Below are 14,331 nucleotides of genomic sequence, written 5' to 3' on the forward strand. Positions count from 1 at the left end.
CGAACAGCGGACGGGCGGACCGATGTTGTCTTATTTTATTGGCGTCTGAGGGTGCATCAGACCATGGAACAGGCCATCCGCACTTGCCAATAGCCTTACGCGGGGCGCCCACCCGCGCATGCGGAATGACGGAATTTCACCGCCCGAACGAGGACGCTCCACCTGTTCTTCGCGCACGCACCGAATCAGGGGTCTGCGTCATCCCCAGGTATGACACCGAGCCGCGCGGTCCGTCCGAAGTCTGCCCTCGGAACCAGAACTGCGACTGACTACACGGCCCGCTCCGGCCACCACGATGGAAGACGTCCTTCAACGATGTCGTCCCGCGAGGAGTTCCATCCCGTGACCACCACCCCCGTAGCCGGCCGGACCACCTCCGTGGCCGCACGCGCCACGGAGCTGTCGAAGATCTACGGACAGGGCGAGACCCAGGTGGTCGCCCTGGACCGGGTCACCGTCGAGTTCCGGCAGGCCGAGTTCACCGCGATCATGGGACCCTCCGGTTCCGGCAAGTCCACGCTGATGCACTGCGTGGCCGGGCTGGACACCTTCTCCTCCGGTTCGGTCCGCATCGGCGAGACCGAGCTGGGCTCCCTGAAGGACAAGCAGCTCACCAAGCTGCGGCGGGACAAGATCGGCTTCATCTTCCAGGCGTTCAACCTGCTGCCGACGCTGACCGCGCTGGAGAACATCACCCTCCCGATGGACATCGCGGGCCGCAAGCCGGACAAGGAGTGGCTGGACTCGGTCATCCGGATGGTCGGACTCCGGGACCGTCTCGGCCACCGTCCCGCCCAGCTCTCCGGCGGTCAGCAGCAGCGCGTCGCCGTGGCCCGCGCCCTGGCCTCCAAGCCCGACATCATCTTCGGCGACGAGCCCACCGGAAACCTCGACTCCCGCTCCGGCGCCGAGGTGCTGGGCTTCCTGCGCAACTCCGTACGGGAACTCGGGCAGACGGTCGTGATGGTGACCCACGACCCGGTGGCCGCTGCCTACGCGGACCGGGTGGTCTTCCTCGCGGACGGCCGGATCGTCGACGAGATGTACAAGCCCACCGCCGACAACGTCCTCGACTTCATGAAGCAGTTCGACGCGAAGGGCCGCACCAGCTGATGTTCCGCACCGCCCTGCGCAACGTCCTCGCGCACAAGGCCCGACTGCTGATGACCGTGCTCGCCGTGATGCTCGGCGTGGCGTTCGTCTCCGGCACCCTCGTCTTCACCAACACCATCTCCGAGGCCTACCAGAAGAGTTCGGCCAAGGGCTTCGACCAGACCGACGTCGCCGTCACCGCCAAGTGGGACGAGGACAAGGGCAACACGCTCGGCAAGCGCCACGCGCTGACCCAGGCCGTGCTCGACAGGAGCGCCGAGGTCCCCGGGGCGGCGAACGCCATCGGTGTCGTCAGCGGCTTCACCGCCATCGCCGACAAGGACGGCAAGCTCATCGGCGGCGGTTTCCAGTCGCAGGGCGGCAACTACTACGGGGCCGAGGACCCCCGGTACCCGCTGGCCGAGGGCAAGGCCCCGCACGGCGCGGACCAGGTCGCCATCGACTCGGAGACGGCGAAGCGGGCCGGCTACAAGGTCGGCGACACCGTGCGCCTCTCGGTCGACGGCCCCGTCCTCGAGCCGGTCATCACCGGGATCTTCACCACCGACGACGGCAATGTCGCCGCCGGTGGCAGCCTCGCGCTGTACGACACGGCCACCGCCCAGAAGCTGTTCGGCAAGCCGGGGACGTACGACGAGATCGACGTGAAGGCGGCCCCCGGCACCTCCCAGACCGCGCTGAAGGCGGCGCTGGACAAGGCGCTGCCCGCCGCCCGGGTGGAGACCACCACCGGCAAGGAACTCGCCGACGACCAGGCCGAGTTGATCTCCTCCTCGATGTCCGGTCTCAAGCAGGGCCTGCTGGTCTTCGCGGGCATCGCGCTCTTCGTCGGCACCTTCATCATCGCCAACACCTTCACCATGCTGGTCGCCCAGCGCACCAAGGAGCTGGCGCTGCTGCGGGCCGTCGGCGCGTCCCGTCGGCAGGTCACGCGGTCGGTGCTGATCGAGGCGTTCGTGGTCGGTCTGGTGGCCGCGGTGACGGGCCTGGTGGCCGGCATCGGCATCGGCGCCGGGCTCAGGTCCCTGATGGGCACGCTCGGCGCGACCGTCCCGGACGGGCCGCTGATCATCACGCCGGGCACGGTCGGCGCGGCCCTCGCGGTCGGCGTCCTCGTCACCATGCTCGCCGCCTGGCTGCCGGGCCGCAGGGCGGCGAAGATCCCGCCGGTGGCGGCGATGAGCAGCCTGCACGCCAAGGCGACCACCAAGTCGCTGGTGCTGCGCAACACGCTGGGCGCGCTGTTCAGCGGGGCGGGGGTGGCCGTGATCCTGGCGGCCACCACGATGGACGGCTCGGACGGCCAGGCCCCCATGGGTCTCGGCGCGGTCCTGCTGATCATCGGTGTCTTCATCCTCACGCCCCTTCTCTCCCGCCCCCTGATCGCGGCCGCGGCCCCGCTGATGCGCGTGTTCGGCATCTCCGGGAAGCTGGCCCGGCAGAACTCGGTGCGCAATCCGCGCCGTACGGCCGCCACCGCGTCCGCGCTGATGATCGGCCTCACCCTGATCACCGGGATGACAGTGATGGCGGGCAGCCTCCAGAAGTCGATCGACAAGATGGCGACGGCGGCCGTCAAGGCGGACTACGTCGTCTCCATGGCGAACGGCAACGAGCTCTCCCCGGACGTGGAGAAGAAGCTGGCGAAGGTGGACGGCGTCACCGAGGTCAGCCCGCTGCGCAACGCGGCCTCCCGCATCGACGGCGAGACCGAGTACCTGAAGGGCGTGAACGGCTCGGCGATCGGGAAGCTGACCGACCTCAAGGTGGACGACGGCTCGTTCAAGGTCGGCGGCACCCAGGTGGTCGTGGACAAGGACCGGGCCAAGTCCTTCGGCTGGAGGGCGGGTTCGACCTTCACCGTGCACTACGAGGACGGCAAGGCGCAGCGGCTGACGGTCGCCGGGGTCTACGAGGGCAACGAGCTGATCAGCGGCATCATGCTGGACACCGCCACGCTCTCCCCGCACCTGAGGGACGCGTCGGACATGCAGGTCATGCTGAAGACGTCCGACGGCACCTCAGACGCCACCAAGGACCGCCTGGAGAAGGCCCTCGGCTCCAACCCGGCCATCAAGGTCCAGGACAAGAAGGACCTCTCCGACTCCATCGCGCAGATGTTCACGCTGATGCTGAACATGCTCTACGGCCTGCTGGCCATGGCGGTGCTCGTCGCGGTCCTCGGGGTCATCAACACCCTGGCCATGTCGGTGTTCGAGCGCTCCCAGGAGATCGGCATGCTGCGCGCGATCGGCCTGGACCGCAAGGGCATCAAGCGGATGGTCCGTCTGGAGTCCCTGGTCATCTCCCTGTTCGGCGGGGTGCTCGGCATCGGCCTGGGCGTGTTCTTCGGCTGGGCGGCCGGTGAGCTGCTCGGCGCGAGGATGGCGACGTACGAACTCGTCCTGCCCTGGGCCCGGATGGCGGTGTTCCTGCTGCTCGCGGCGACGGTCGGCATCCTCGCCGCGCTGTGGCCGGCCCGCCGGGCGGCCCGCATGAACATGCTGTCGGCCATCAAGGCGGAGTAGCCGTACGGCTGTCGGGGCCCGTCGCGGAGGAAGCGGCGGGCCCCTTCTGTGTCTGCTCCTGGTCCTGCTTCCCGCTCAGTTCCAGGTGCGGGCGCGCAACGGCAGCCCGGAGGCGCCGGATTCGGGGGTTCTGACGGCCAGGACCTGGTTGACGCCGAGGTGGTTGCGTTCGAAGCCGAGGGCACAGGCGGCCATGTAGAGGCGCCACACCCGGGCCCGGCCGGGGCCGGTGAGCCGGACCGCCCGCTGCCACCCAAACTCCAGGTTGGTGACCCAGCGGCGCAGCGTGTGGGCGTAGTGCTCGCGGATCGACTCGACGTCCCGCACCTCGAACCCGGCCCGCTCCAACTGGGTCACGGTGGTGCCGAGGGGGGCGAGTTCACCGTCGGGGAAGACGTACGCGTCGATGAACTCGTCGAGGTCGTACGCCGATTCGTCGGACATCGGGCGCCGGGCGATCTGGTGGTTGAGCAGCCGTCCGCCGGGGGCCAGCAGCCGGTACAGGTCCTGGGCGTACTCCAGGTACTTCTCCGACCCCACGTGCTCGGCCATCCCGATGGAGGAGATCGCGTCGTACGGCCCGTCGGCCACGTCCCGGTAGTCCTGTACGCGGATCTCGATCCGGTCGGTCAGCCCGGCGTCGGCGACGCGCTTGCGGGCGTAGGCGGCCTGCTCGTGCGAGAGGGTGATGCCGACCACGCTCACGCCGTACTCGCGGGCCGCGTGGATCGCCATCGAGCCCCATCCGCAGCCGACGTCGAGGAGCCGCTGCCCCGGGCGGAGCGCGAGCTTGCGGCAGACAAGGTCGAGCTTGTCGTGCTGGGCCTGCTCCAGGGTGGCGTCGGGGTCCGGCCAGTAGGCGCAGGAGTACACCATCGACGGGCCGAGGACGAGCTCGTAGAAGCCGTTGCCGACGTCGTAGTGGTGGCTGATGGCCCGCTTGTCACTGCGCCGGGTGTGCAGATGGCCGCGGGCGCGGCGGATCTCCTCGCGGGGCGGGGCCGGGGGCAGCGGCAGCCCGCCGAGCCGGACGAGGCCGAACAGCGCGGCACGGGTCCGCGCGTCGCGCAGGATCTCCAGGCCCGAGCGGGTGTCGTCGCGTTCCCAGACCAGGCCGGAGAGGAGGGCGAGGGCGCCGTAGAAGTCGCCCTCGATCTCGAGGTCACCGGCGACCCAGGCACGGGCCAGGCCCAGCTCGCCCGGTTTCCACAGGAGCCGGCGTACGGCACGGCGGTTGCGGACGACCAGGGCGGGGGCGCCGGGTGGTCCCGCTTGCGAACCGTCCCAGGCCCTGATCCGCACCGGCAGCTCGGATCCAAGCAACTGTTCGAGCAGACTCTTCAGCCGCAGTGCGGCATCCGCCATGATCCACACCTCCGTGACGAGGATCCCGGAATTGTCCACCTGGGTAAACAACGGCACGGTCATGGTCACTCCCCAAATCGGCGGAGGACCGAAATCGACGCCGACCGAAATCGATGGCGACGGAAATCGACGGCGGACCGAGATCGGTGGAGGAGCCGAACCGACGGGGACCGGAAACGCCGAAGGACCTCCCGCACCACGGATGGCGGAAGGTCCTTCGGGGTGGATCAGCGACCGGCTCCGGTCACGGGTGACCGGAACGAGTCAGGAGGCCTTGGCCTCGGTCTTCTTCGGTTCGGCGGCCGGCACGGGGCGCGCGGCCTCGTAGAACTCCTCGCGCGGGTTCTCCATGGCGCCGAGGGAGACGACCTCGCGCTTGAGGAACATGCCGAGGGTCCAGTCGGCGAAGACACGGATCTTGCGGTTCCAGGTCGGCATGGCCAGACCGTGGTAGCCGCGGTGCATGTACCAGGCGAGACGGCCCTTGAGCTTGATCTTCATCTTGCCCATGACGATCATCGCGACGCCCTTGTGCAGGCCGAGACCCGCGACAGCACCCTTGTTGGAGTGGCTGTACTCCTTCTGCGGGAAGCCCCGCATGCCGGAGATCACGTTGTCGCCGAGGACCCTCGCCTGGCGCAGCGCGTGCTGGGCGTTCGGCGGGCACCAGGCGTTCTCGACACCGGCCTTGCGGGCGGCGACGTCCGGCACCTGGGCGTTGTCGCCGGCGGCCCAGATGTAGTCGGTGCCCTGGACCTGGAGGGTCGGGGCGGTGTCCACGTGGCCGCGCGGGCCCAGCGGGAGGCCGTAGCGGGCCAGGACCGGGTTGGGCTTGACGCCCGCGGTCCACACGATGGTGCTGGAGTCGACCTCGAGGCCGTTCTTCAGGACCACGTGGCCGTCGACGCAGGAGTCCATCGAGGTGGAGAGGTAGATCTCGACGCCCCGGCTCTCCAGGTGCTCCTTGCCGTACTGGCCGAGCTTGGGGCCGACCTCGGGGAGGATCTTGTCGGCGGCGTCGACGAGGATGAACCGCATGTCCTCGCGGGAGACGTTGCTGTAGTACTTGGCCGCGTCGCGGGCCATGTCCTCGACCTCACCGATGGTCTCCGCACCGGCGAAACCGCCGCCGATGAAGACGAAGGTGAGCGCCTTGCGGCGGATCTCCTCGTCCTTGGTGGAGTCGGCCTTGTCGAGCTGCTCGAGGACGTGGTTGCGCAGGCCGATGGCCTCCTCTACGCCCTTCATGCCGATGCCCTGCTCGGCGAGGCCGGGGATCGGGAAGGTGCGGGAGACCGCGCCGAGCGCGATCACCAGGTAGTCGAAAGGCAGCTCGTACGCCTCGCCCACGAGGGGGGCGATCGTGGCGACCTTGCGGTCCTGGTCGATGGTGGTGACCCGGCCGGTGAGAACCTCCGCCTTCGGCAGCACGCGTCGCAGCGGGACGACGACGTGGCGCGGGGAGATGTTGCCGGCGGCGGTTTCGGGGAGGAAGGGCTGGTAGGTCATGTACGACCGGGGGTCGACGACCGTGACGGTCGCCTCGCCGTAGCGCATCTTCTTGAGAATGCGCCGAGCTGCGTACAGGCCTACGTACCCACCGCCTACTACGAGGATCCTGGGACGCTCCGTGGTGCTCATGGCATCGAGTATCCACCCGCCCCAGGGGGGTCGCTCGTGCGCCCCTTCACAAGCTCTTGGAGGGGGTGTGTTATCCTCCGCGACCCACGTGATCCACGTCATGGCGCCGGACGGGAACCACGGTATAGGGATCTCCGTTGTCAACGCCGCGTGAGCTGCTTCTCCGTGCCGGAAAGCGCTCCGCGCGGGGCTCTCACAGACCCCTCGCAGACCCCTCTCCCCAGGTCCGCAACCCACCGTTTTGAACGTGTTCACAGGGGGGTTGGGCCCCCGGAAGGGTCAACCGGCCCTCATTCGTCGTCCGACAGGACCCAATTCCTTGTGAAGAACTTCACGAACTTTCCCGGCGCCACGCCGAAGAGGGGCCCCGAAGGGCCCCTCTGAGTCGCTCATCCGATGTTCTGCCTGCTCAGCAGAGGTGCCCGGCGGGGTCTACGCAATCGACCACGCGATGCCGTCGAGGATGTCGTGCTCGCTCACGACGACCTCCTCGGCGCCGATCCGCTCCATGATCGACAGCAGGACGAGCGCGCCCGCCGCGATCACGTCCACGCGGCCCGGGTGCATGGAGGGAACGGCCGCGCGCTCGGCGTGGGTGGAGCGCAGCAGCCACTCGGTGATCTCACGGACCCGCTCGCGGGAGACCCGGGAGTGGTGGATGGCCGCCGAGTCGTACTCGGGCAGCTCCAGGGCGATCGCCGACACCGTGGTGACGGACCCGGCGAGCCCCACCAGCGTGCGCGCCTCGCGCAACGGCACCGTCTGCTCGGCGAGGTCGAGCGCGGCCTCGATGTCGGCGCGCATGGCTGTGATCTGCGCGGCGCCGGGCGGGTCGCTGACGGCCCCGTCCTGGACGAGGTGCCGCTCGGTCATCCGCACACAGCCGACGTCCACGGACCGCGCGGCCCGCACGTGGTCGTCGCCCACGACGAACTCCGTCGAGCCGCCGCCGATGTCCACGACCAGGTAGGGCCGGGCCAGGTGGTCGCTGCCGGTGAGCTCCTTGGTCGCCCCGGTGAAGGAGAACTCGGCCTCCTGGTCCCCGGTGATGACCTCGGGCTCGACGCCGAGGATGTCGAGGACGCCCCGGACGAAGTCGTCCCGGTTCTCGGCGTCCCGGGAGGCGGAGGTGGCCACGAACCGCAGCCGCTCGGCCCCGTGCTCCTTGATGACCGCCGCGTACTCCCGGCACGCGGCGAAGGTCCGCTCCAGCGCCTCGGGGGCGAGCCGCCCGGTCCGGTCGACGCCCTGCCCCAGCCGCACGATCGTCATGCGGCGGTCCAGGTCGACGAGCTCGCCGGTGGCCGGGTCGCAGTCGGCGACGAGCAGGCGGATCGAGTTCGTACCGCAGTCGATGGCGGCGACGCGGGTCACCGGTCGCCGTCCTCGACCGGCTTGAAGGCGAAGTGGCCCGTGCCGTCCTCGGAGGCCTGCACCTGCCACTCCTCACCGGTCGGCGGCCCGGAGGGCGTCACGCACGCACCCTTGCGCCACCACTCCGGCAGCATCGCGATCGCCTCGTCGCCCAGCGGGTTCACGCCGGGGCCCGCGGCCAGCGAGTGGCCCACCAGGACGTGCAGGCACTTCACCCGGTCCGGCATGCCGCCCGCGCTCGGGAAGCCCTCCAGGACCTCGATGGCGTCCCGGCGGGCGAGGTAGTCCTCGTGCGCGGCCCGGTACGCCTTCGCGAGCTCCGGGTCGGTCTGGAGCCGCTCCGTCATCTCCTTCATGACGCCGTTCGCCTCCAGCGTGCCGATCGCCGAGGCGGCGCGCGGGCACGTCAGGTAGTACGTCGTCGGGAAGGGCGTGCCGTCGGGGAGGCGGGGCGCCGTCTCCACCACGTCCGGCTGACCGCAGGGGCAGCGGTGCGCGATCGCGCGCAGCCCGCGCGGCGGCCGGCCGAGCTGCTGCTTGAAGGCCTCGACGTCCGCGTCGGTCGGCTCAGTGCGAGGCGTGGTAGGCGGGGGAGTTTCCATCGGTCCTGAGCTTGTCTTTCTGCTGTCCGTCGTGGTCGGTTCACTGGTCCGAGGCGTCGGACTTGTCGACGCCGTCCCAGACGTTGGAGTACCAGGGGCGGTCGGCCGCCCCGATATCGGTGCGGGACTGCTTCGCCGCGTCCGGGTCGACGACGATGAAGCCCGTCTCCCCCGGCAGCACGTAGTGCAGCCGCTGCCGGATCTGCTGCTCCGCGTACGCGTCGTCCTGCCAGCGCGCCTTGAGATCGCGCAGCTTCTCGACCCGCTCGGCGGCCTGTGCCTTCTCCCGCTGGAGATCGGAGATCTCGGCGCGCTGGGAGACGTACTGCCTTATCGGGTACGCCAGCGCCACCACGAGGGTGCACAGCACGAGGGCGAGCAGCGCGGCCCGGCCGGTCAGCCGGGAGCGCCGGGCCTGCCGTTTGGTCTGGGAGCGGTAGACCCTGGCCGCGGTCTGCTCGCCGAGCAGCTTGATCCGTGTCGCGGTGGAGAAACGGTCCCGGTCCTTCACGGCCATCGGCTCTCCGCCTCCCCTTCTACGTGCGTACGTCCCCGCACACGGTACGGGACCGGTACGGGGACGTACGTACGACTGGCTAAGGCTTGACCCCGGAAGGGCCAGCCGGTGTGTCAGCCCTTGAAGCGCGGGAACGCGCTGCGGCCGGCGTAGACCGCGGCGTCGTCGAGGATCTCCTCGATGCGCAGGAGCTGGTTGTACTTGGCGACGCGCTCGGAGCGGGCCGGGGCGCCGGTCTTGATCTGGCCGCAGTTGGTGGCGACGGCGAGGTCGGCGATGGTGACGTCCTCGGTCTCGCCGGAGCGGTGGGACATCATGCACTTGAAGCCGCTGCGCTGGGCGAGCTCGACGGCGTCCAGGGTCTCGGTGAGCGAACCGATCTGGTTCACCTTGACCAGGAGGGCGTTGGCGGCGCCGTCCTCGATGCCGCGGGCCAGACGCTCCGGGTTGGTGACGAACAGGTCGTCGCCGACGATCTGGACCTTGTCGCCCAGCTTGTCGGTGAGGACCTTCCAGCCGGCCCAGTCGTCCTCGAACAGCGGGTCCTCGATGGAGACGAGCGGGTAGGCCGCCACGAGCTCCTCGTAGTACTCCGTCATCTCGGCGGCGGAGCGGTCCTTGCCCTCGAACTGGTACTTGCCGTCCTTGTAGAACTCGGAGGCGGCGACGTCGAGGGCGAGGGCGACCTGCTCGCCGGGGATGTAACCGGCTTCCTTGATGGCCTCGAGGATGAGGTCCAGGGCGGCGCGGTTGGACTCGAGGTTCGGGGCGAAGCCGCCCTCGTCGCCGAGGCCGGTCGACAGGCCCTTGCTCTTCAGGACCTTCTTGAGGGTGTGGTAGACCTCGGTGCCCCAGCGCAGCGCCTCGGAGAAGGACTCCGCGCCGATCGGGGCGATCATGAACTCCTGGATGTCCACGTTGGAGTCGGCGTGCGAGCCGCCGTTCAGGATGTTCATCATCGGAACGGGCAGCAGGTGCGCGTTCGGGCCGCCCAGGTAGCGGAACAGCGGCAGGTCGCTGGCCTCGGAGGCGGCGTGGGCGACGGCGAGGGAGACGCCGAGGATGGCGTTGGCGCCGAGCGAGCCCTTGTTGTCGGTGGCGTCCAGGTCGAACATCGCCTGGTCGATCAGGCGCTGCTCGGTGGCGTCGTAGCCGACGAGCTCCGGGCCGATCTGCTCGATGACCGCGAGGACGGCCTTCTCGACACCCTTGCCCTGGTAGCGGTTGGGGTCACCGTCACGCAGTTCGATGGCCTCGAAGGCGCCGGTGGAGGCGCCGGACGGGACGGCGGCACGACCGGTGCTGCCGTCGTCGAGGCCGACCTCGACCTCGACGGTGGGGTTGCCTCGCGAGTCGAGGATTTCCCTGGCTACGACGACGTCGATGGACGGCACGAGCATCTCCTTCACGAATGGTGAGCCTGGCGACTAGAGCCTAACCGGCTCCGGGGCATCGGCCACCGTGCGGACCGACCTGTGGACGAAACCGAGAGTAAATTGTTTCTGAACTGAACAAAGACGGCCGTGCAAGCGCGCACAAAAAACCCCGCCCCGGTGCGTACGGGGGAACACGCACCGGAGCGGGGAGCCCGTGGGGACGGGGGGTGGCCCTCACGAGGTCTTCAGTATGAGGACCACGGGTATGAGGGCGCTGTGGTTCAGGTAGGAATCACTTGAGGTGCAGCTGCTGACCCGGGTAGATCAGGTTCGCGTCCTCGATGATGTCCTTGTTCAGCTTGAAGAGCGTCTGGTAGCCGCCCTTGACCTTGTGCTTCGCGGCGATCGAGCTGAGGGTGTCACCCTTGACGACCTTGTACTCGCCGTCGCCCTTCTTGACCTTCTTGCCGGTCGGGGTGGTGACGGTCTTCTTGGCCGCCGGACGCTCGGAGGAGCGGGAGGCGCTCTGCTCGTTGGTCGAACGCGTGCTGGAGCCCGAGTTCGAGGAGCTGGAGGAGGACGAGCTGCTGCCGTTGTAGGCAGCGCCGGACAGGCCCGTGCCGCAGACCGGCCAGGCGCCCTTGCCCTGGGAGGCGAGGACCTTCTCGGCGACGGCTATCTGCTGCGCCTTGCTGGCCTGGTTGGCCTGCGGAGCGTAGGCGGTGCCGCCGTACGCGGCCCAGGTGGAGGCGGAGAACTGAAGGCCGCCGTAGTAGCCGTTGCCGGTGTTGATGGACCAGTTGCCGCCGGACTCGCACTGGGCGACGGCGTCCCACTCGGAGGCGGTGGCGGCGGAGGCGTTGCCGGCCGCCATCAGCGGGGCGGCGATGGCGACACCGGTGACGCCGGCGAGCGCGGCGGCGCGGGTGGCCTTGGACGGACGACGGTGCTTGCCCTTGCCGGAAAACAGCATGGTGGATCCCCTCACCGACGCCTGCGAGGTGAGCTGTCGGGTTCGGGCCGGTTGAGTTGCCCGGTCACGCGCACTGCGTGACTTCACCCCAAGCCGGTCCAGCGTGAACTGCTGGGCCCGGCGCTTACCTTGGGTCCCCCGCTCCTGCCTACGGCGCTTGACGCGACGACTGTTCCCGTACGGCCGCTGGCAGGATTCGGCGTTGCGACAGACGGGGCTCGGGTTGCCGAGCGGTGACGACGGTAGACATGCGCTCGGCGGAATTTCAAAGACGATCAGGGCTTCTGAGACTCATCCCACACTTTCACCAAAGTGGACATTCGGTGCGAAGTATGACGTGAACTCCCGCTGTTTTTCAGGCCTTTTCGGCCCTATTCCACCCCTGTGTCGAGCGTCTGACCGGCGGAGATGTCGCTCGGGTCGGCCCCGATGCGGTCCTTGTTCTCGGCATAGAGGGCGCGCCATCCGCCGTCGAGGCCAAGGGAGTCGGCGATGGAGGCGAGGGAGTCGCCTTCCTTGACGGTGTACGTACGAGCGGCGTGGCGACCCGACGAGGTGCCCGCACTCTTCGTCGCGACGTCGTCCCCGCTGTCACCGCGGTGCTTGCCGGTGCCGGCGAGGGAGCCGACGTCCACCAGGGCCGAAGAGCCGCCCTCCTGCCAGGACTTGTCCGCTTCATCCTCTTCTGGGCTGACTACAGGCGAACCGTCGGAGGGCTGGGCGTTTTCCTTACCGGAGGCTTCGGAACCCTTGGTGTCGCTTTCGCCCGACTTGGAGGCACTTTCGTCGCTCTTGGACGGAGTGGCCGAGGGCGAGGGGGTCGCGGACGAACCGTCCAGGGAGTCGAGCAGGCCGGGAGTGTCCTCGGTGTCCGACGAGTTGGACGAATCAGACGATCCAGATGATTCCGACGATCCGGACGCGGAGGCCGAGGGTGTTCCACTGGCCAGGCCCGTGTCGACGCCGGCCGAGCTCGAGTCCTTGCTGAGCCCGTTGAGCAGACCGCAGGTCGGCCAGGCGGCGATGCCCTGGTCGGCGAGGAGCTTCTCCGCCACGGCTATCTGCTGGTTACGGCTGGCCAGGTCCGCGGTCTTGGCGTACTCGAGGCCTCCGTACTTCTCCCAGTTGTCCTGGGACATCTGGAGGCCGCCGTAGTAGCCGTTGCCGTCGTTGGCGCTCCAGGAGCCACCGCTCTCGCACTCCGCGACCCGGTCCCAGGTGGTACCGGTCGCGGCGCTCGCTCCGGACGCCGCGAGCAGGGGGATCGCGATGGCGGATCCCGTCACACCGGCCGCCACGAGCAGCGCCGGAGCCTGACGGGGGCGACGGTGACGACCGTTCCCGGAGAGCATGAAAGGACCTTTCCCGAGACTTCAGAGACCCACGCGGCGAGTGGTACGGACCACCGCGCTGGTCCGTGAACGTATAGGGGTTCGATCACTTGTCACAAGTTAATGCCGCGTAGATCACGTGAAGATCACAGACTTGAGGCCGCGTCATGTTTGGGCCGCCGCGCGATGGGGTTCAGGGGACCCCTCGGTCGATTACCGGACGGGAGTGAACTCCACGGGCAAAGTACGCAGTCCACGCATGATGAGACCACCACGCCAGCGCAAATCAGCTGAATCCACCGCGAGTTGCAGATCGGGGAGCCGGGTGAGGAGCGTGGCGAGCGCGGTCTGGCCCTCCAGCCGGGCGAGCGGGGCACCGAGGCAGTAGTGGATCCCGTGGCCGTAACCGAGGTGCTGATTGTCACGGCGGGACAGATCGAGCACGTCGGGGTCGGCGAACCGTTCCGGATCCCGGTCCGCCGAGGCGAGCACGACGAGCACGGGATCGCCGGCCGCGATGTCCCGCCCCCCGATCGTGAGCGGCTCGGTGGCGAACCGCCAGGTGGCGAGCTCGACCGGGCCGTCGTAACGCAACAGCTCCTCCACGCCCGTCTCCAGCAGGTCGCTGCGCCCGTCGGCGAGGGACCGCTGGAGCCTCTCACGCTGTTCGGGGTGGGTGAGGAGGGCGTAGGTGCCGTTGCCGATGAGGTTGACGGTGGTCTCGAAGCCCGCGAAGAGAAGGATGAAGGCCATGGCCGCGGCCTCGTTCTCGGTGAGGTGCTCGCCGTGGTCGGAGGCGCGGATGAGCCCGGAGATGAGGTCCTCGCCGGGGGTGGGCTCGTCGGGCAGCGCGTCCCGCTTGCGGTGGATGAGCTCGGCCAGATACCCGCGCATCTTCTTCACGGACCGCGCGACCCCGCCCCGCGGGCCTCCCCCGTGGCGGATCATCATGCCCGCCCAGTCACGGAAGTCGTCCTGGTCCTCGCGGGGGACGCCGAGGAGGTCACAGATCGCGTAGATGGGGAGCGGGAAGGCGAAGTCGTGGATGAGGTCGGCGGATCCCGTGGCCGCGAACCGGTCGATCAGGCGGTCCGTCAACTCCTGCACCCGCGGTGCGAACTCGGCGACCCTCCTCGGCGTGAACGCCTTGCTGACGAGCCGTCGGAGCCTGGTGTGGTCCGGCGGGTCGATGTTCAGCAGATGCGTCATCAGCTCCGCCTTGCGCTCCCCCGGGATGCCGGTCTTCCCCTTGGCGTGCTCCGGCTCGTCATGGTGCGCCGGGTTCTTGCTGAGCCGCTGGTCGGCGAGCGCCTGCTTGGCGTCGGCGTAACGCGTGACCAGCCAGGCCTCCACCCCGCTGGGCAGCCGCGTCCGGTGCACGGGGGCGTGCTCCCGGAGCCAGGCGTAGGCGGGGTAGGGGTCGGTGGCGAACTCCCAGGTGAAGAGTTCGGGGGCAGGGGGTCGGGTGGAGGGAGCGGGGGTGGGGGTCGAGGCGGGGGCGGGGGCAGGGG

Annotated in this window: 11 protein-coding genes and 1 riboswitch; of the genes, 2 read left to right on the top strand and 9 right to left on the bottom strand. The window is 69.1% G+C overall.

The features are described from left to right. The first annotated feature begins 342 nt into the window (after nucleotides 1-342). Both IF54_RS0131680 and IF54_RS0131685 read left to right on the top strand, forming a co-directional pair. Nucleotides 343-1,113 carry an ABC transporter ATP-binding protein gene (locus IF54_RS0131680; protein WP_030325015.1) on the top strand — a complete coding sequence of 257 codons (771 nt, stop codon included), beginning with the start codon at nucleotides 343-345 and terminating at the stop codon, nucleotides 1,111-1,113. Continuing rightward, a complete protein-coding gene (locus IF54_RS0131685; RefSeq protein ID WP_030325017.1) occupies nucleotides 1,113-3,641 on the top strand; it encodes an ABC transporter permease in 2,529 nt (842 codons plus the stop codon). The genes IF54_RS0131680 and IF54_RS0131685 overlap by 1 nt, the downstream gene beginning before the upstream one ends. 75 nt (nucleotides 3,642-3,716) lie before the next feature. Here IF54_RS0131685 and IF54_RS0131690 read toward each other — a convergent pair whose 3' ends face one another. The 9 genes from IF54_RS0131690 to IF54_RS0131730 all read right to left on the bottom strand — a co-directional run. Further along, the gene (locus tag IF54_RS0131690) at nucleotides 3,717-5,006 is read right to left on the bottom strand and encodes a class I SAM-dependent methyltransferase (RefSeq protein ID WP_030325019.1); all 1,290 of its coding nucleotides are present in this window, start codon (nucleotides 5,004-5,006) and stop codon (nucleotides 3,717-3,719) included. 264 nt (nucleotides 5,007-5,270) lie between these two features. Further along, the gene (locus IF54_RS0131695) at nucleotides 5,271-6,647 is read right to left on the bottom strand and encodes an NAD(P)/FAD-dependent oxidoreductase (protein WP_037820886.1); all 1,377 of its coding nucleotides are present in this window, start codon (nucleotides 6,645-6,647) and stop codon (nucleotides 5,271-5,273) included. A gap of 432 nt (nucleotides 6,648-7,079) precedes the next feature. Continuing rightward, entirely contained in the window at nucleotides 7,080-8,021 is a 942-nt protein-coding gene (locus tag IF54_RS0131700; protein WP_030325024.1) for a Ppx/GppA phosphatase family protein, read from the bottom strand. Next, on the bottom strand, nucleotides 8,018-8,623 hold the full coding sequence (locus IF54_RS0131705; RefSeq protein ID WP_030325026.1) for a DUF501 domain-containing protein: 606 nt from the start codon (nucleotides 8,621-8,623) through the stop codon (nucleotides 8,018-8,020). The genes IF54_RS0131700 and IF54_RS0131705 overlap by 4 nt, the downstream gene beginning before the upstream one ends. Before the next feature lie 40 nt (nucleotides 8,624-8,663). After that, entirely contained in the window at nucleotides 8,664-9,140 is a 477-nt protein-coding gene (locus IF54_RS0131710; RefSeq protein WP_030325028.1) for an FtsB family cell division protein, read from the bottom strand. 113 nt (nucleotides 9,141-9,253) lie between these two features. Next, nucleotides 9,254-10,540 (bottom strand): phosphopyruvate hydratase, encoded by a 1,287-nt coding sequence (eno, locus tag IF54_RS0131715; protein ID WP_007382562.1) that lies wholly within the window; start codon nucleotides 10,538-10,540, stop codon nucleotides 9,254-9,256. A 268-nt stretch (nucleotides 10,541-10,808) separates the two neighbouring features. Next, nucleotides 10,809-11,489, bottom strand: coding sequence for a transglycosylase family protein (locus IF54_RS0131720; RefSeq protein ID WP_030325030.1), 681 nt, complete (start codon nucleotides 11,487-11,489; stop codon nucleotides 10,809-10,811). A gap of 3 nt (nucleotides 11,490-11,492) precedes the next feature. Next, nucleotides 11,493-11,655: riboswitch (cyclic di-AMP (ydaO/yuaA leader) on the bottom strand. Nucleotides 11,656-11,860: 205 nt separating this feature from the next. Continuing rightward, a complete protein-coding gene (locus tag IF54_RS0131725) occupies nucleotides 11,861-12,841 on the bottom strand; it encodes a transglycosylase family protein (protein ID WP_030325032.1) in 981 nt (326 codons plus the stop codon). 192 nt (nucleotides 12,842-13,033) lie between these two features. After that, nucleotides 13,034-14,331 (bottom strand): cytochrome P450 family protein (locus IF54_RS0131730; protein ID WP_030325033.1); only part of this gene is annotated, 1,298 nt, incomplete at its 5' end.

The organism is Streptomyces sp. NRRL B-3229, assembly GCF_000719505.1.
GTDB lineage: Bacteria > Actinomycetota > Actinomycetes > Streptomycetales > Streptomycetaceae > Streptomyces > Streptomyces griseorubiginosus.